Source organism: Streptacidiphilus albus JL83 (assembly GCF_000744705.1).
Lineage (GTDB): Bacteria > Actinomycetota > Actinomycetes > Streptomycetales > Streptomycetaceae > Streptacidiphilus > Streptacidiphilus albus.
Window position 1 is genome coordinate 8,850,313 of sequence record NZ_JQML01000001.1, and the last position, 17,276, is coordinate 8,867,588.

The following is a 17,276-nucleotide window of genomic DNA, read 5'->3' on the forward strand; positions in this document are numbered from 1 at the left end:
TCTTAGGATTTGGTCTGCGATTGCATGGTCGGCGCGGGTATTGACCGCCTCCTGTCAAGTCTGCTTTGCTTCTGCGCAGCACCCCCATAAACCACTTGACGTGGTGTCAGGACGACCGGCACTTATCGCCTGCATCAAAGCCCCGCGACATTTCCACCGGCTCGGGACAGTGCTGCCATCGCTGAGGAAATCACCGTCAATTCCGGGAGGGTTTCCAGGTCCGGTGGACGGCTTCTTTCGAATTCCCGGCAGTGCACGGAGAAAGACGGCAGAAACGCGGCGGAGCCGGGGCGGGAGCACAGCTCCCACCTTCGCGGTCCATGCACGTGATCCCGTGACGCCTACCGGCGGCCACGCCATCAGCAGGAGAGGACACCCACACCATGGGCACACCCCCCGTATCGCATCGCAGAGGACGTACGGCCCTGGCCGGCCTCGCGTCCCTCGCCCTGGCCACCGGCGCCATGGTGGCAGCAACCGCACCCCAGGCGGCGGCCGCCCCGGCCACGACGCACCAGACGCAGCACTCCACCACCGCCGACCCCTACAGCCCGGCCTACCAGCACGCCTACCGGCACGGCGCGTTGCCGACGATCCAGCGCAACGGCGAGATGAAGAACTGGGCCGCTTCCCGGTCGACCCCGGCCGTCGCGACCGGGCCGGAGACGCTGTCCTACGGCGGCGGCATCGACGGTATCGGCGTCAACGACGGCCACTCCAAGGTCTACCTCGTGTTCTACGGCAACCAGTGGGGAACCGAGAGCACCAACGGCAACGGCGACGCGACGTTCTCGGGCGACCCGGACGGCGGCGCCCCGGTCGCGCAGGAGATGTTCAAGGGCATAGGCACCGGCGGCGAACTGTGGTCCGCCGACCTGACCCAGTGGTGCGACGGTCCCAACGTGGCTACGGGTGCCACCAGTTGCCCCTCGAATGCCAGCTTCGTCCCCTACCAGGGCGGCGGCGTGCTGGCCGGCGTCTGGTACGACAACTCGGCCGCCTCGCCGAGCGCCGCGACCGGACACCAGTTGGGTGCGGAGGCCGTCAACGCGGCAGCCCACTTCGGCAACACCACGGCCGCGTCGAACCGCAACGCCTACTACGTGGTCCTCTCGCCCACCGGAACCAATCCGGACAACTACCAGGGCCAGTACTGCGCCTGGCACGACTACAACGGCGACAGCTCGCTCACCGGCGGCCCGGTGACCTCGCCCTACGGCGACATCGCCTTCAGCAACCAGCCGTACAACATGGACTCGGGTGCGGGCTGCGGCGTGGGCTTCGTCAACTCGCCCGGAACCCTGGACGGCTACACCATCACCCTCGGCCACGAGTGGCACGAGATGATGTCGGACCAGAACCCGGCCGGCGGCTGGACCAACAACACCGGCAGCTCCTACAACGGCCAGGAGGACTCCGACGAGTGCGCCTGGCTGTCCCCCGGCACAACGGGCGGCGCGGCCAACGTCACCATGGCCACCGGCACCTTCGCCGAACAGGCCAGCTGGTCCAACGACACCAACGCCTGCTCCATCTCCCACCCGATCGTCGGCGGCGGCAGCGGCAGCAACACCGTGACGGTCACCAACCCGGGCAGCCAGAGCAGCACGGTCGGCACCGCGGTCTCGCTGCAGGTCACCGCCGGAGACTCCGCCTCGGGTCAGAGCCTCACCTACTCGGCGACCGGCCTGCCGGCCGGCCTGGCCATCAACACCACCAGCGGCCTGATCACCGGAACTCCGACCACCGTCGGCACGTCCTCGGTCACCGTCAGCGCCAAGGACACCACCGGCGCCACCGGCAGCGCGAGCTTCGGCTGGACCGTCTCCAGCACGGGCGGCGGGGGCTGCACCGCAGCACAGCTGCTCGGCAACCCCGGCTTCGAGACCGGTAGCGCCGCCCCCTGGACGGCCACCGCCGGCGTGATCAACAACAGCAGCAGCGAGCCCGCCCACTCCGGCAGCTGGGACGCCTGGCTGGACGGCTACGGCGCCGCCCACACCGACACCCTGACCCAGGCCGTCACCGTGCCGACCGGGTGCACCAACGCCACCCTGTCCTACTGGCTGCACATCGACACCGCCAAGACCGGCACCACCGCTGCCGACACCCTCAAGGTCGAGATCACCAGCGGCTCCACCACGACCACCCTGGCGACCTACTCCAACCTGAACGCCGCCGGCGGCTACACCCAGCACTCCGTGAGCCTCACCGCCTACATCGGCAAGGCGGTCACCGTGAAGTTCATCGGCACGGAGAACTCCTCCTCACAGCAGACCAGCTTCGTCCTGGACGACACCGCGCTCAACGTGTCCTGAACCTTCGAAGTCACCACCGCGCCGCCCCGGGAGGGAACCACGCCCGGGGCGGCGCCGTCCCATCGGCCCGGCCCCGGGGAAGCTCCGGAAGGAACGCCCGTCCATGGCGAACACCCGCAGAACCACGGCCGCGCTGCTCCTGTGCGGCGCGACCCTCGCCACCGCTGCCTGTTCGGGCCGGCCTCCGGTCGACGCGCCCAGCCCCGGCACCGTTCGGCTGGGCGACGGGGCCAACGGCAGCACCGTGAGAGTCGCACTGGGCGCGACCGTGGTGCTGACCCTCGGCAGCACCTACTGGTCCGCACCGCAGAGCAGTGTCCCCGGCATCCTCTCCAGCACGGCTGCTCCCTCGGTCAGCGCCGACCACGCCTGTATGGCCGGAATGGGCTGCGGCACCGTCCAATCCGACCTGCGGGCGACCGCCCCGGGCACCACCCGCCTCAGCGCCACCCGCGTCAGCTGCGGCGAGGCCAGGCCGTGCCCACCCGACCAGCGCCGGTTCACCATCACCGTCGTCGTCGGGCATTGACACCACACGGTCCCGGGCGCCAGCACCCGGGGTCAGCGGTCGTTGGATACCGTGTCCGCCTGCGGTCGCGAGTGCTGCGGCAGGGCCGCGCGGGTCGGGGCGAGGCGCACGAGGGCTTCGTAGGTCACCACGCCGATCGCGATGTGCATCACCATCAGGACGGCCACCGCCTGCGCGGACTGGCCCTGCGCCCAGATGTAGACGTCCGGCAGCAGTAGCACCAGGGTGACCAGGACGGCCATGCGCAGGAACAGCCAGCGCGGATCCGAGCTGATCCTCGTCGTGACGGGCCAGGCGATACAGGCGATGACCACGCCGATCACGGTCAGCTTGCTGTAGTCGGCGAACTGGAAGTGCACGTACCCCTCGGTCGCGGGGAACACAGCCTCACCGATCACGACCAGCAGCGCGTCGGCTGCCAGCGAGCCGACGATCGCGCACAGACTCGCCAGCACGAAGCGCAGCGTGTGGGGCTGACGGTGAGCCGGCGCCAAGTCCAGACGCAGACGCGCGGCAAGAGTATTCATGAGGGGGAGCGTCCTTCCTTGAGTACTGGGAGAGGAGTCCCATGGCAGCTGCTCATCGGGGCCATGGAGCATTCTGCAGGACCAGAGACTAAGAACTGGTTCAGATGCGCCGTGCCCGGGGGCTGTTCGGGACGCGGGTGCTCGCACTCCTTGAAGCAGCCGCCCCTGCCTGGGGAGAGAGCTGTGGATGCCATGCTGCTCGGGACCTCCGGGAAGACGCTGACCTGCTGCTGACCCCGGGTGGTCGACGCTGTCCCGCAGCTGGGGTGGAGACGCCCCTTCAGCGATGTATCGCCGCAGGTCAGCCGGGTTACCGCGGGGTCTCCGAGCGGAAGGTGCGGCCGAGCTCCGGGCCGAGGCCGAAGTAGTGGCGGAAGTTGTAGACCAGCGGGCTCCAGGCGGCCGGGTCGATGTGCTGGGTCCCCGGGACGAGCAGGCGCGGATCGGCGTGCACCCTGAGCACCCGGGCCTCCACGATCACGAACGAACCCGAGGCGTCCGGGGCGACCCGCTCGGCGCGCGCCTCCAACTGCATCGGGCAGTCCGCCACCCTGGGCGGCCGGACCAGGTCGGAGGGCTCGGGCAGCAGTCCGGCGGCGGCGAACTTGTCGGGCTCGAAGCGGAAGGTGCCCCGCTTGCCCTCGGGGACCGGATCGCGACCGGTCAGCGGGGCCAGCCGCTCCACGTTCGGCCACTGGGCCGGGCCGGGCAGGTTGATCACCAGGTCGCGGCGGCTGCGGAGGTTGTGCGCGGTCTGGCCGTCCGCGCCGATGCCGAGGACGACGACCTGACCGAGCGCCCAGGCGGAGGACATCGGCGCGAGGTTGGCGGAGCCGTCCTCGTTCTCGGTCGAGAGCAGTACCACCGGGGTGCCGAAGTACAGGATGCTCGGCGCGATCGTGACATGGTCGGGTGCGATGCGGGTCGTGGTGTCCATGATTCGACCGTAGGCGGGGGAAGGTTCGGCCCCGGCCGAACAGTCGCGGACCCGAGCCGATGACGGCCACCCCGACGGCGGGTCATCCGTTCGGCGCGGCGCGCCTGCCCCGCCGTCCGCCGCCGGATGCGGATGCTGGGATGCGCCGGGCGACGACTCGCCTCTTCTCCCCGGCGCGGGCCCCCGCTTCGAAAGACGGGGGCCCGATGCGAGCTAGGGAGAGGGTGGTATGGGCGGGACGACCAGGCAGGCGCGGTGTGTGCCGGGCGCGCCGTGCTGGGTGAGTCTGATGGCGCGGGACCTGGAGGTGGCACGGGAGTTCTACGAGCCGCTGCTGGGCTGGCGGTTCGAGGAGGGCCCCGAGCGCTGGGGCCCGTACTGCCGGGCGGTGCTCGACGGCGTCGCGGTGGCCGGGATCAGCGCCGTCGCCCGCGACTGGGAGATGCCGGTCGTCTGGACCACCTACATCGGCGCCGAGGACATCGACCAGGTGGCGGCGCGGGTGCGCGAGCGCACCGGCACGATGGCGGTCGGCCCGCTCGCCTTCGACGCGGGACGCCTGGCGCTGGGCACCGACCCGCAGGGCGCCGGCTTCGGCATCTGGCAGGGCGAGCCCGGCCCGGTCCAGGACCTGGAGCGGCCCGGGTCGCTGGCCTGGAGCGAGCTGCGCACCGCCGACGCCTTCGCCGCCGCCCTCTTCTACGGAGAGGTGTTCGGCTGGGACGACGCCGAGCACTTCGACGTCATCTGGGAGCACGAGCGCGTCCTGCTGCGCAGCGCCGACGCCCCGGAGCGGACGCTGGCCTCGCTGAACGGCGGCGGCGTCCGCGCGGCGCCGGACCCCCGGTTCCGGCCGCGCTGGCACGTCTTCTTCGCCGTCACCGACACCGACCGCGCGGTCCGGCGCGCGGTGGAGCTCGGTGGGAGGGTGGCCACCCCGGCCGAGGACTCGCCGCTCGGGCGGGTCGCCCAACTGCGGGACCGTGAGGGCGGACTGTTCTGGATCGTGACCCGGCGCGGCTGATCCGGAAGGCGTCCCGGACTCTGCTCCGGGGTCGCTCCGGGGTCGCTCCGGCGGCCGGACCGGCGGCCGGAGCGAGCGGTCGCCCGGGAGGTCGGTCCGCAGGTCGCCCCGCTGGTCCGCCCGCAGGTGGGAGCGGGGACGGCGACCGACGCAATCCCGCCCCGCTGCCCGCCCGGGCCACCCGATGCGGTAGAAATGCTGGATATGGGAGCGGTGCGTAGGGCCTGGGACGACCTGTGGGACCGCTTCAGCGCCTCGGACCCCGGACTGATCCGGCTGTCCAGTGCGCTGAACACGGTCTGCGGCATCCTGCTCACCCTGCTGGTGCTGGCGGTCGCTCACACCGCAGTGCCGCTCCTGGTCACCGGGGCGATGACGGCGATGGTCGCGGCCTTCGCGATCAGCGACTCCCGGCCGCGCGACCAGGCCGTGACGCTGGGGCTCGGCTTCCTGGCCGCGCTGGCGGCGGTCGGCCTCGGCGCCGAGCTCTACCGCTACCGGGTCGCCTCCGACCTGGTGTTCCTCGGCCTGATCTTCGCCGCCGTCTACGTCAGACGGTTCGGACCGCGCGGCACCGGGCTGGGCATGATCGGCTTTCAGCTCTTCTTCGTCTCCCAGTTCACCCATGCCGCCCCGAGCACGCTGCTGAAGATGTACGAGGTGATGGCCGTCGCCTTCGCCGCCTCGGCGGCGGTCCGCTTCGGGCTGGTCCGGGCGACGCCCGAACGCACCCTGCACCGGCTGCGCCGCGCCTTCCGGGCCCGGCTCGCCGCGCTGGTCGACGTCCTGGTCGAGATCGCCGGGGCCGAGCCGGGGTCGCGGGCCGACGTCCAGGCCATCGACCTGCTGCACACCCGGGTGGCCCGACTGCACCAGTGCGCGCTGATGATCCAGTCCCGGCTGGAGCACGGGACCGCCGACCCGCGCACCGCCTCGCTGATCCAGCGGCGGATCGCCGAGGCGGAGATCGCAGCCGAGCGGCTCGGGCTGCTGCTCCTGCGCGCGGTCCGGCTCGGCCCCGACCTGGCCGCCACCGACGTCACGCTCAGCCTCCACCTCTCCACCCTGCTGCCCGCGAGCGTGCCGGCGGATCCGGAAGCGGCTCCGGGCGCGGAGGGCGCCGCCGCCGACCGGCTGGTGCGCGAACTGCGCGAGCTGCGGTTGCTGGTCGTCCGGGCCACGCCCGGGACGCTCGCTCCCGGCGCGGCCGAGGTCGGCGAGCGGATGCTGGGCTACCGCGACGACGAGGCGCTGCCGGAGGGCACGCCCGCGGTCCAGGACGTCTACCGGGGTCTCGGCGACCTCGCCCGCGCCATGCTCGGCCTGCGGCTGACGCTGGAGGAGGAGCCCGCCGCGTCCGAGGACGACAGTCCGGAGACGGCCCGCTCCCGGGAGGAGCTGGAGGCCGAGGACATCTCGCTCCAGGCCGACGAGGACGTCTCCCACGAGCCCACCGGCATCGACCGGCCGACCACCCGGGCCGCCTTCCAGGTCACCGTCGGCTCGGCGCTGGCCATCCTCGGCGGCGAGCTGCTGTCCGCGCAGCGCTGGTACTGGGCGGTGCTGACCTGCTGGGTGGTCTTCCTCAACACCTCCTCGACCGGCGAGATCCTGATGAAGGGCTACCGACGGCTGGCCGGGACGATCGGCGGCGTCGTCGCCGGGATCGGCCTGGCCGCGCTGGTCGGCGGCCACACCTGGAGCGCCTTCGCGCTGGTGGTCCTCTGCATCTTCGGCATGTTCTTCACCGCGCCGCTGTCGTACATGCTGATGTCCTTCTTCGTCACCACCATGCTCGGACTGCTCTACACCCTGCTGCACACCTACAGCGCCTCGGTCCTGTTGCTGCGGATCGAGGAGACGCTGTTGGGCGCGGTCTGCGGGCTGATCGCGGCGGTGGCGATCCTGCCGGTCCGCACCCGCCGGCGCACCGACGACCTGTTGGTCGACGTACTGGAGAAGCTCCGGGGGACCCTGGAGCAGACGGTGGCGGCGCTGAGCGGCGGCCGACCGGGCGACCTGCTGGACGCGGCCCGCGAGCTGGACACCGCCCTGGACACCCTGCGCGGCTCGGTGCAGCCGCTGACCCATCCGGCCAGTCCGCTGCGCAGCCGACGCCGCCGGGCCGGCTACATCCTGGGCCTGCTGGAGACCTGCGCCTACCACGCGCGGAGTCTCGCCGCGACGGCCGGGTTCGTTCCCAGCGCCCTCCACGCCGACCCCCGGCTGGCCGACGCCGGACGGCAGTTGGACGCCAATCTGGAGGTGCTGGCCGACTTCGTCCGGAGCGGCGGGAAGTCGCGCGGCCGACTCGACGGCTCGGCGCTCGCCCCCCGCCCCGACCAGCCTCCCGTCGTGCCCGCCGCCTCCACCACGCCCACCACGCCCACCCTGCCCGCCGTCCCCGCCGTCCCCACCCTCCCCGCCGTCCCCGTCCGGAATGATCCGCTGGTCACGGTCAGAGTGCTGCGGCATCTCCAGCGGCTGAACGAGAGCATCCTCGGGCTGGGCCGCCCGCTGGGCCTGGGCCCGGCCGAGCGCAGCGTGCCGCCGCGCTGAGTCGCGGCCCCGCCGGCACCGCCCCTCAGGTGCGGGAAGAGGCTGGCCGCAGTGGTTGTTCGAACGATCGTTAAGCTGTGTGCGAGAGATCGAACAATCATGAGGAGACCGCACGATGGAAGGCACCACCTGGGGCAGCGGCACCGGACTGGATCGGATCCGGCAGCTGTTGGCGGCAGCGGAGCTGGACCGCACCGCCCCCTACGACGTGCTCGGACTGCGGTTCGCCGCAGCCGAGAAGGGCCGGGTGGAGTTCGCCTGGACCCCGGGCGCCGGGGTGCTCAACCGGGGCGGGGTGGTGCACGGCGGATACATCTCCGCCGCGCTGGACGAGGCCGGCGGGGTCGCTGCGATCAGCCTCAGCGAGCCGGCGACGCCGTTCCTGACGATGAGTCTGAATGTCGACTTCCTGCGTCCGCTGCTGCCCGGCCTGTCCTACGCGGTGGTCGGTACCGTGCTGCAGAGCGGTCGGCTGCGCACGCTGGTGCACAGCACGATCACCGACGACCTGGGCCGCCTCTGCGCCCAGGGCGCGGCCGCGTTGACCCCGAACCGGAAGCTGCTGGAGTCGCTGTCGGGCGACGCCGGGTGACCGAACGGTGACCGACGGGTGACCGGCGGCGTCGCCGGGGGTCGCTTCCGGGCCCGGAAGCCTTAGCCTGGAGAGGTGCAGGCTCACCAGCGCCATGTCCGGTACTTCGTCATGATGAGCACCTGTGTCGGGCTGTTCGTCCTGGCGTGGGGAGTCGTGCGCTTCTACTCGGTCGGCGCCGCGATCGGCATGTGCGTGGTCGCCATGATCATCCCGCCGGTCGCCGCGATCCTGGCCAACTCCAGGGACCGCGACGACGACTGGTGGAACGACCCGCGCTGGGACGACCCGGACTGGAAGGACCCCGGCCACGACCGTGACCGGCCCGACCACGAGCAGCGCCCGCCGGGCCGGTGATCACGAGAGCGGCCCCAGAATCTCCTGGGACTCGATCAGCCCCTGTTCGCTGGGCGCCTTGCCGTCGTTCAGGATGCGTGCGGCCTGCCGGGCGCGGAGGTCGACATGTGCTTCGGCGGGTTTGGGGTAGCCGTAGCGGGCGCGGGCCTCGGCGGGCGTCAGTACCTCTTCGTTGCGCGGAGGAATGCCCAGCGATATCGGGGCGATCGCCGAAACCGTGGAGGGGGAGAGCCGTCCCAGCAGCCGGAGTTCGAGCTTCGGGTGGCGGTGGACGAGCGCGAAGGATGCCTTCATGACCGGCACGATCAGGACGTCGAGGAGGCGCGGCTGACGGATCCCGGCCAGCTCGCGCATCCAGCGCGGCATGGTGGCGATGGTGGCGGTCCGCTGCGCAGCCGCGACGACCAGGCCGGCCGGTTTCGCCCAGCGGGGCGTCGGCGGCAGGACGAGCTCGGTCCGCAGGAGGTGGTGCATGGCCTGCCGGGCGATCGGACTGGCGGACAGCCGGGGGCGCATCCGGTCGAAGTACGCCCGGACGCCCTCGCGGGTGCGGGGGACGTCGTCGGGGGAGCAGGTCTGCAGTTCCGCGGCGACCGCGCAGGCGGACCAGTACTCCGACTCCTCCTCCGCGGTGAGCTTGCCGGGGCCGTACTTCTCGTACGCGTAGAGGATCGAGTGCCAGCCGGTGAGCTGGATCCACAGCTGCGAGGCGGGGTCGTTGGCGTCGTAGGTCCCGTCGCTGTAGGGCAGCTGACCGATCGCCTTGGCGTGGACCTTGACCAGGACATCCGCGGCCCTGCACACCTCGCGCGAACCGGCGAAGGCCACCATGGCGAAGTAGCGCAAGGTGCGGTCGTAGCGGGTGCGGGGACGCTGGTAGATGCCCTGGGTTCCGTGGACGGCGGCCACCAGCGGAGGGTCGAGCTCCTCCACCACCACGGCCCGCTGGAAGCCCACCGTCAGCGACGTGGGGTAGCCCCAGACCTTCCACACCACCGAGCCCGGACCGAAGAAGCCGTAGTCCTCGTGCGGTTCGACTCCGGTGCGCTTCGCCTTCGCCATACTGCCTCCTCGTGCATCCGCGGCATGCGCCGCCCGCAATTACGACACTACTGTCGTTAATTAAGGCACAGGTGTCGTAAACTGCCAAGGTGCCAGCATCCACAGCTTCGGAAGCCAGTCCGCGCAAGCGGCGCCCCTACGCCCCACGCGTCCCGTTGGCCGAACGCCGCGAGCAGCTGCTCGACGCGGCCCTGGCCGTGATCGTGAGCGACGGCTACGACCGGGTCTCCATCGATGCCATCGCCAAGCGCGCCGTGGTCGTACGGTCGGTGGTCTACGGCGCCTTCGAGAACCTGGACGCCCTGCTGAACGCCCTGCTCGACCGACAGCAGGCACGCGCCTTCGAACGGCTGCTGGAGACGCTTCCGGACGGGGCCGGCCTGAGCGACCCCGCTGCCTTCGCCGCCGAGACCGTGCGCCGGATGTCCACGATGCTCCGCGAGGACCCGGACACATGGCGGCTGATCCTGCTCACCCCGGGGACCCTGCCCAGCGTCGTTCGCGAGCGCATCGAGGCGGACCGGGAAAGGTTCCGGCTCCGGGTCGCCCGCTGGATCTCCGTCATCCTGGCCGACCGTCAGGATTCCGAGTTCGACCCGCACGTCCTCGCCCACGCACTCGTCGCCTGCGCAGAACACTTCGGCCGCACCGCGCTCACCGATCCCGACAGATTCGACCCGCTGCACCTGGTCGGCCAGGTGGAGCTGCTGCTCCGGGCCGTCTGGCCCGCGCGCCGGGCCTGACCCTGTCGGTGACCGCGGGCGGTCGGGAGATCGGTGGGCGCCTGCTGGACGCTCAGAAGTACTGGACGCTCGGAAGTACTGCACGCTCAGAAGACCGACCAGCCCGTGTACGTGGTGAAGTGGTCCAGGGCAGTGATCGCGGCAACGGAGTTGCCGTGTCCGTCGAGTGCCGGCCCCCAGGCGCACACGGCGCAGCGCCCGGGGACCACCGCGAGGATGCCGCCGCCGATGCCGCTCTTGGCGGGCAGGCCGACGCGGTGGGCGAACTCGCCTGCGGCGTCGTAGGTGCCGCCGATGAGCATGACGGCGTTGATGCGTTTGGCCTCGCTGCGGGTGAGCAGGCGGCTGCCGTCGGCGCAGACGCCGTGGTGGGCCAGGAAGCGTGCGGCCAGGGCCAGGTCGCGGCAGCTCATGGCGAGGGAGCACTGCCGGATGTACTGGTCGAGCACGAGCGGCACGGGGTTGTCGAGCCTGCCGTAGTCGGCCAGCAGGTTGGCCAGAGCGGCGTTCCGGTGGGCGTGCTGGTGCTCGGAGCGCGATATCCGGGGGTCGAAGTCGAGCGCCGGGTTGCCGCTCTCGGTCCGCAGGAAGGCGCGCAGGGCGCCGCTGGCGTCCCCGGTCAAGGTCTGCAGCCGATCGGTGACGATCAGCGCGCCGGCGTTCACGAACGGGTTGCGCGGGATCCCGCCTTCGCGCTCCAGCTGGGCAAGGGAGTTGAACGGGGACCCGGACGGCTCCTTGCCGACCAGGCGCCACAGGGCGTCGCCGTCGGCGGCCAGGACCAGGGCGAGGGTGAAGACCTTGGAGACGGACTGGACGGAGAACGGGACCTCCCAGTCGCCGACCCCCTGTACCTCCTCGCCGCGGTGGAGCCCGGCTACGGCGAAGCCGAAGCCCTCCGGGTCCGCGCCGGCCAGTGCCGGGATGGACGTGGCGACCTTCCCCGGTACCGCGGTCGCCCGCACTGCCCGCTGGACCTCGTCCAGCACGGTCCCATATCGCACGGCTGCCCCCCGAACGACGCCATTGTCGCTGCCACGACAATCATGCGACCTCTGCGGAAGGCAGGGAAGACGCCGGTGCGGATCCGATATAGTAACCGTACGAACTGCTTCGATCACTGAGAGCTACAGATGCACCTCCCGGTCTGCCCCGCCCCGGGCGAGCCCCGAGTCCTCGCCCTCGACGAGGTCACCTCGCGCACCACGGCGGTCAAATGCATGGGCCGCACCTACGGCGCCACCGCTGCCGACGGAACGGTCACGCTCCACGACGTCACCGACCCCACCAAGCCCCTCCTGCTCGGCATCGCGCACCGGCGCACCCCCGACGGCTGGGAGATCCGCACCGCCCGGGACGCGCAACTCCGCGACACCGCCGACCTGCTCCACGCCATCGCCCTGCTGCGACAGGCGCAGTGGCCCCCGTGCGACGAGCCCCACCCCCCGGCGACGATCACCTGAGCCACCGACCCGGTCGCCGCGTCCGCAGATGACGAGCGTCACAGCACGGCCCGGGGGTGCAGCTCCGGCTCGGTCGAGCCGGTGGTCATCACCGCGTAGACGCTGCCGAACTGGCCGGCCGCCCCGCCGTGGCGTCCGTCCGGGGTGAGCGCCAGCGCCCGCAGCTCGGCCCGGAACTCGTCCGGGAGGGTCGCCGCGTCGGCGAGCCCGAGGCGGCAGGCCTCGGCCGGCTGCTCGCCGCCGGCCATCAGCTCGACGATGGTGCGGGCGGTCCCGCCGCGCATGCTCAGCTCGCCCCGGCCGGTGCAGGCGGCTCCGCCGGCCCGGAGGTCGCACCAGTTCCCCGCGCCCGGCACGGCGGAGTCGCCGACCCGGCCCGGGTACTTGAACGGGTAGCCGGAGGTGGAGACCCCGACGCACATCTCCCCGGCGGCGTCCAGGGCGATGATGTTGATGGTGCCCCACGGCCCTTCGTGCGGCGCCAGTCGGCGGACCAGGTCGAGCGACTCCGAGCGGTAGCGCCGGTCGCCGGCCACGGCAGCGGTGTTCTCGCCCTCGACGGACTTCGCGGACTCGGCCGCGCCCGCCGCGAGCAGCTGCGCGCGCCAGAGCGCGCGCGCCTCGTCGGTGAGCAGCTCGGCCGTGGTGAAGCCGTTCTCCTCGGCGAACAGCGCCGCGCCCTCGCCGACCAGCATGCAGTGCTGCGGCAGCCTCTCCAGCACGGCGCGGGCCACCGAGATCGGGTTGGGGTAGCCGCGGAGTGCCCCCACCGAGCCGAAGCTCCGGCTCGACCCGAGCATCACCGAGGCGTCGAGCTCGACCACCCCCTGGGCGTTGGGCAGGCCGCCGGTACCGACGTAGTGGTCCGCGAGGTTGTCCTCGCAGCGCCGCATCGCCGCCTCCACGGCGTCCAGTGCGGATCCGCCTCGGCTCAGCACCTCCATGCCGGTCGGCAGGCCGGCCTCGCTGCGTTCGCTCCCGATGATCACCGGGTCCGTCATCCGCTGCTCCCTCTGCTCGGTCCGCCGATCCCCGTCCGCGCACCGTCCGCACGGTCGACCTACCCGGTTGCGATCCTCGTCCCCCGAGTTCCGGCGATCAGGGACCGGAACTCGATCGTCCCACGATCCGGGACCGCGGTGGGGTGGGCCGGCCCTGCGGTTCGCGCCCTCGGGTGCGGGTCCGGCCCGGGGGCGGTATGCAGGGAGGATGGACGCACGGGAGTGGCTGGCCGGACTGCGGCGGGAGTGGCGACTGAGGGCGGGTCTGGTCGCGGTCGCGCTGGTCGCGATGGCGGTCATCTCGATCGTCGACATCCTCTCGCCGCCCGACGTCCACCTGGGGCCGCTGCTGGTGGTCGCGCCCGCGTTCACCGCCTCGTTCGCCGGGCCCCGGCTGACCGGGCTGATCGGCGCGCTGGCGGTGGCCACCCTGGTGGCCACCGGGGTGGCCCGCAGCGCCCTGGCGACGGAGAACCTGGTCGTGCAGATCGGCGCGATGATCGCGCTCTCGGTACTGCTGGTGATCTTCTGCCGACTGCGCGAACGCCACGAGGGCGAGCTGTCCCGGGCCCGGTTCGTCTCCGAGACCACCCAGCGGGTCCTGCAGCCGCCGATTCCGGAGACGGCCGGGCCGCTGCGCCTAGCCTCCCGCTACCGCGCCGCCGAGGCCGACACCACGCTCGGCGGCGACCTCTACTCACTGGCCCGGACCGCCGACAGCACCCGTCTGATCATCGGCGACGTCCGGGGCAAGGGCCTGTCCACCCTGGGCACCACCGCCATGCTGCTGGGCGCGTTCCGCGCCGCCGCCCACCGCCAGGCGCCGCTGTCGGAGCTGGTCTCCTACCTGGAGGGCAGCGTCGCCTGGGGACTGTCGCAGTTCACCGAGGCGGAGGGCGACGTAGGCGAGCGCTTCATCACCGCCGTGGTGATCGACATCCCCGACCACCGGCAGGAGCTGTACCTGGTCAACTGCGGGCACCCGTCGCCGCTGCTGCTCCGGCCCCGGCAGCCGGCCCGGTTCCTGCAGGTGGACCGTCCCTCGCCGCCGCTCGGGCTGGGCGCCCTGGCCAACGCCCCCTACGAGGTCGTCACCTTTCCGTTCGGCCCCGAGGACCTGCTGCTGCTCCACACCGACGGGCTGATCGAGGCCCGCGACCCGGCCGGCGCCTTCTACCCCCTGGCCGAGCGCGCCGTCGAATGGGACACCGCTGCCCCGTCGGCCTTCCTGGACGCCCTCTGGGCCGACCTCTCCGGCTACGTCGGCGGCGCCCCCGAGGACGACATCGCCCTGATCGCCCTCCGCCGCGGCGCGGCAGCGAGCCGGCAGCGATCGGGGGATGTTCAGGCGGGCGGTTGCAGCGGGTAGGTCCTGATGCCCAGGCCGTGGTAGACGCCGGTGTCGTCGGTGAGCAGCGGCAGCCCCTGGGGCCGGTCGACATCGGGTGAGGCGGCGTGTGCGGCATGGGCGTGGGGCCAGGGCAGGGTGGCGCGGCCGACAGCACCGGCGGCGGCCAGGTCCAGGGGCAGGAAGGTGAGCGCTTCGAGGGAGGCGAAGTAGTCGGCGGAGCCGGGGCGTTCGCGTTCGGCCTGGACCAGGCAGCTGGTGGGCACCAGGATCCGGCGCTGGGGTGACTGGTGAGTGGTGTCGTAGACGTAGGACAGGAAGCGGTTGCCGGTCGCGAGGGCGGCCAGGGCAGTGTGGTCCAGGACGACGGTGCCAGGAGTCAGGACGCGTCGCCTTCGAGGGTTGCCCAGAAGGCCTCGGCGGCCCGGCGGTCGGGGTCGGCGGGGTTGTCGTCGACGGTCACGCCGGCCGCGGCCATGGCGGCGCGGCCGCGGTTCCGGCGTTCGGCGAGTTCGGCCGAGGTGAGGGTCTGGGCGGCCAGGCGGGCCACGACCTGCTTGATGGAGGTGTGGGACTCGTCCGCGATGGCCTTGAGGCGATCGCGGACCTCCACGTCGACCTGGATGGTGGTGAGGGGCATGTCCCGACCTTACGCGCATCTAGAGATCATCTCTAGAATCCGCCTTCCGGGTGGTGTCCGTGATGGCTGGGCAGGCCGTGGGATCCGGGCGGCTAGGACGTGCGGCGGTAGTGGTCCTGGAGCTGGTGCAGGTAGGCGAGGTCGCCGGGGGTGGTGCGGGGGTCGTACGGGGGCGAGGTGCTGACGTCGTTCCTGGTCAGGTCCAGGCCGACGACGCCGGCCCGGCGGTCGACCCGGTCGACGGTGCCGGCCGGGAGCAGGAAGCTCGCTCCCAGGATCCACGGGCCGGTGTCGACCACGATGTAGGCCGCCCCGGGCTCGTACACGGCCTCGGCGACCTTGCCGATCCGGCCGTCGGAGGCCTCGACCCGGAAGCCGGTCACGCCGGCCTCCGGGCCGACGTGCAGCTCCGGTCTGAAGTCCCACACATCCGCGTCCATGCTGCTCCTGTCTGTCGTAGGTGCCGCCGTCTCGTCCGACCGGTCCCATCCTCACCGGAAGGGCGTGGGACCGCTCGCCCACCGGCTCGCGTTCACCGGCTGGGGACGGCGAGCAGCAGGGCGAAGCGCCCGGCGGCGTCGGTCCACCAGTGGCGGACGGTGAACCCGGCGGCGTCGAGTTCCGCGGTCAGGCCCTCGCGACGGAACTTGACCGAGATCTCGGTCCGGATCTCCTCGCCGGCCTCCAGATCGAGGGTCAGGTCGAGGGCCTTGACCGGGACCTGCTGCTGGGCGCGGGAGCGCAGCCGCATCTCGATCCGCTCCTCGGCGGTGTTCCAGACCGCCAGGTGGTCGAAGGCGTCCGGGTCGAAGCCGGCGTCGAGCTCCCGGTTGAGGACGTTCAACACGTTCTTGTCGAAGGCGGCGGTGACGCCCTGGCTGTCGTCGTAGGCCGCGACCAGCACGGCCGGGTCCTTCACCAGGTCCGCGCCGAGCAGCAGGGTGTCGTCCGCGCTGAGCGTCCGGCGCAGCGCGCCGTAGAAGGCGGTGCGGCCGTCCGTGTCGAGGTTGCCCAGCGTCCCGCCGAGGAAGGCGACCAGGCGCGGGCCCGGCTCGTCGGTCAGGGCGAGGTCGTGCTCGAAGTCGGTGACGACGGCGCTGATCCGCAGCGCGGGGTAGTCGCGGCCCAGTGCCTCCCCGGCCTCGGTCAGCGCGGAGTCGCTGACGTCGAGCGGGGTGTAGCGCTGCAGCGTGCCGGCGGCGGTGAGCGCGTCCAGCAGCAGCCGGGTCTTGCGGGAGGAGCCGGAACCGAGCTCCACCAGCGACCGGGCCCGGGTCGCCCGGGCGATGTCGGGGGCGCGGCGGGTCAGGATCTCCTGCTCGGCCCGGGTCGGGTAGTACTCGGGCAGCCGGGTGATCTCCTCGAAGAGCCGGCTGCCGCGTTCGTCGTAGAACCATTTGGGCGGCAGCGTCCTCGGCGGTTCGGCCAGGCCCTGGAGCACGTCGGCGCGCAGGGTGGCGTCGAAGAAGTCCCGGGGCAGGCGGCGTTCGAGCGTGAATCGGTCGTTCATCCGGTGCGGTCCGTTCTCGTGCGGCCGGTACGGCGGGAGCGGGCGGGGACGCGGCGCGGCGGCGCGCAGCGGGACGATCCGGACCGAACCGGGGGAGGCCAGCAGCAGGCTGTGGTCGGGGACCTCGTGCCAGTCGTCGGTCAGCCCCTGGGGCAGGCCCCCGGGGGTCACGGGCCCGGCGCGGTCCGGTTCGGAGGCGACCAGGACCCGTCCCGGTGCGGCGCGGTACCAGAGGGTGTCGCCGTGGCGGATGGCGGCGACGGTGCTGCCGTCGGTCAGCAGCAGGTTCAGCCGGGCCTCCGGGCGCGCCTCGGCGACCCGGCGGACGACCCCGGCCAGCGCCAGCCCGGCGGGCTCGCCCTGCCGCAGCCGCCGGGCGACCAGCGCCCAGAGCAGCGCGGAGTCGACGTGCGCCTCCAGCCCGAGCAGGTCGGCCGGCTCCAGGCCGGTGCCGTCGAGCGGCAGCCGGGCCCAGTCGCGGACCGCGCCGTTGTGGCTGAACAGCCAGCGGCCCTCGCGGAAGGGCGCGGCGGCGGCCGCCTCCCGGCCGGTGCCGTCGGTCGCCGAGCGGACGGCGGCCAGGAAGGCGTGGCTGCGCAGGGTGCGGGCGAGGTCGGGCAGGTCGGGGTCGGCCCAGATCGGCAGCGCCCGCCGGTAGCGCGCGGG

Annotated in this window: 18 protein-coding genes; 9 read left to right on the forward strand and 9 right to left on the reverse strand. The window is 72.3% G+C overall.

Annotated elements, in window-relative coordinates:
* The first annotated feature begins 383 nt into the window (after window positions 1–383).
* The gene (locus BS75_RS51075) at window positions 384–2,318 is read left to right on the forward strand and encodes a putative Ig domain-containing protein (RefSeq protein WP_063771565.1); all 1,935 of its coding nucleotides are present in this window, start codon (window positions 384–386) and stop codon (window positions 2,316–2,318) included.
* 103 nt (window positions 2,319–2,421) lie between these two features.
* On the forward strand, window positions 2,422–2,847 hold the full coding sequence (locus BS75_RS38395; protein WP_034091529.1) for a hypothetical protein: 426 nt from the start codon (window positions 2,422–2,424) through the stop codon (window positions 2,845–2,847).
* A gap of 32 nt (window positions 2,848–2,879) precedes the next feature.
* Here the strand turns inward: BS75_RS38395 and BS75_RS38400 are convergent, their stop codons facing one another.
* Together BS75_RS38400 and BS75_RS38405 are read right to left on the reverse strand one after the other, a co-directional pair.
* Window positions 2,880–3,302 (reverse strand): DUF6069 family protein, encoded by a 423-nt coding sequence (locus BS75_RS38400; RefSeq protein WP_152646113.1) that lies wholly within the window; start codon window positions 3,300–3,302, stop codon window positions 2,880–2,882.
* 382 nt (window positions 3,303–3,684) lie between these two features.
* On the reverse strand, window positions 3,685–4,311 hold the full coding sequence (locus BS75_RS38405) for a flavin reductase family protein (RefSeq protein ID WP_034091531.1): 627 nt from the start codon (window positions 4,309–4,311) through the stop codon (window positions 3,685–3,687).
* A 289-nt stretch (window positions 4,312–4,600) separates the two neighbouring features.
* Between BS75_RS38405 and BS75_RS38410 the strand changes: the two genes are divergently transcribed.
* The 4 genes from BS75_RS38410 (at window position 4,601) to BS75_RS38425 (ending at window position 8,843) form a co-directional block, all read left to right on the forward strand.
* Window positions 4,601–5,335: a VOC family protein gene (locus BS75_RS38410; protein WP_231608017.1), complete on the forward strand. Its 735-nt coding sequence runs from the start codon at window positions 4,601–4,603 to the stop codon at window positions 5,333–5,335.
* Between the two features lie 204 nt (window positions 5,336–5,539).
* A complete protein-coding gene (locus tag BS75_RS38415) occupies window positions 5,540–7,894 on the forward strand; it encodes an FUSC family protein (RefSeq protein WP_034091533.1) in 2,355 nt (784 codons plus the stop codon).
* A gap of 115 nt (window positions 7,895–8,009) precedes the next feature.
* Complete coding sequence (locus BS75_RS45270; protein WP_052070242.1) at window positions 8,010–8,486, forward strand: PaaI family thioesterase; 477 nt, start codon at window positions 8,010–8,012, stop codon at window positions 8,484–8,486.
* A 75-nt stretch (window positions 8,487–8,561) separates the two neighbouring features.
* Entirely contained in the window at window positions 8,562–8,843 is a 282-nt protein-coding gene (locus tag BS75_RS38425; protein ID WP_034091534.1) for a DUF3099 domain-containing protein, read from the forward strand.
* Here the strand turns inward: BS75_RS38425 and BS75_RS38430 are convergent, their stop codons facing one another.
* The gene (locus BS75_RS38430) at window positions 8,844–9,905 is read right to left on the reverse strand and encodes an oxygenase MpaB family protein (RefSeq protein ID WP_034091535.1); all 1,062 of its coding nucleotides are present in this window, start codon (window positions 9,903–9,905) and stop codon (window positions 8,844–8,846) included.
* An 89-nt stretch (window positions 9,906–9,994) separates the two neighbouring features.
* On the opposite strand from BS75_RS38430, the gene BS75_RS38435 reads away from it, so the two are divergent.
* Window positions 9,995–10,648 (forward strand): TetR/AcrR family transcriptional regulator, encoded by a 654-nt coding sequence (locus tag BS75_RS38435; RefSeq protein WP_081983031.1) that lies wholly within the window; start codon window positions 9,995–9,997, stop codon window positions 10,646–10,648.
* A gap of 86 nt (window positions 10,649–10,734) precedes the next feature.
* On the opposite strand, the gene BS75_RS38440 is transcribed toward BS75_RS38435, so the two are convergent.
* Window positions 10,735–11,637 carry a glutaminase gene (locus tag BS75_RS38440; RefSeq protein WP_408022609.1) on the reverse strand — a complete coding sequence of 301 codons (903 nt, stop codon included), beginning with the start codon at window positions 11,635–11,637 and terminating at the stop codon, window positions 10,735–10,737.
* A gap of 144 nt (window positions 11,638–11,781) precedes the next feature.
* On the opposite strand from BS75_RS38440, the gene BS75_RS38445 reads away from it, so the two are divergent.
* Complete coding sequence (locus BS75_RS38445; RefSeq protein ID WP_034091538.1) at window positions 11,782–12,111, forward strand: hypothetical protein; 330 nt, start codon at window positions 11,782–11,784, stop codon at window positions 12,109–12,111.
* Window positions 12,112–12,149: 38 nt separating this feature from the next.
* On the opposite strand, the gene BS75_RS38450 is transcribed toward BS75_RS38445, so the two are convergent.
* On the reverse strand, window positions 12,150–13,112 hold the full coding sequence (locus BS75_RS38450) for a N(4)-(beta-N-acetylglucosaminyl)-L-asparaginase (RefSeq protein WP_052070245.1): 963 nt from the start codon (window positions 13,110–13,112) through the stop codon (window positions 12,150–12,152).
* Between the two features lie 208 nt (window positions 13,113–13,320).
* Here BS75_RS38450 and BS75_RS38455 point away from each other — a divergent pair, with 208 nt between their 5' ends.
* The gene (locus BS75_RS38455; protein WP_042439844.1) at window positions 13,321–14,481 is read left to right on the forward strand and encodes a PP2C family protein-serine/threonine phosphatase; all 1,161 of its coding nucleotides are present in this window, start codon (window positions 13,321–13,323) and stop codon (window positions 14,479–14,481) included.
* Here BS75_RS38455 and BS75_RS45275 read toward each other — a convergent pair.
* From BS75_RS45275 to egtD, 4 genes are all read right to left on the reverse strand, one after another.
* Entirely contained in the window at window positions 14,457–14,726 is a 270-nt protein-coding gene (locus BS75_RS45275) for a PIN domain-containing protein (protein ID WP_052070247.1), read from the reverse strand. The two genes, BS75_RS38455 and BS75_RS45275, sit on opposite strands and share 25 nt — an antisense overlap.
* Window positions 14,727–14,839: 113 nt before the next feature.
* Window positions 14,840–15,100: a hypothetical protein gene (locus BS75_RS45280; RefSeq protein ID WP_052070250.1), complete on the reverse strand. Its 261-nt coding sequence runs from the start codon at window positions 15,098–15,100 to the stop codon at window positions 14,840–14,842.
* Between the two features lie 92 nt (window positions 15,101–15,192).
* Window positions 15,193–15,540: a hypothetical protein gene (locus BS75_RS38465; protein ID WP_034091539.1), complete on the reverse strand. Its 348-nt coding sequence runs from the start codon at window positions 15,538–15,540 to the stop codon at window positions 15,193–15,195.
* A gap of 92 nt (window positions 15,541–15,632) precedes the next feature.
* Entirely contained in the window at window positions 15,633–16,610 is a 978-nt protein-coding gene (gene egtD, locus BS75_RS51080; RefSeq protein ID WP_034094627.1) for an L-histidine N(alpha)-methyltransferase, read from the reverse strand.
* Window positions 16,611–17,276: the final 666 nt, after the last annotated feature.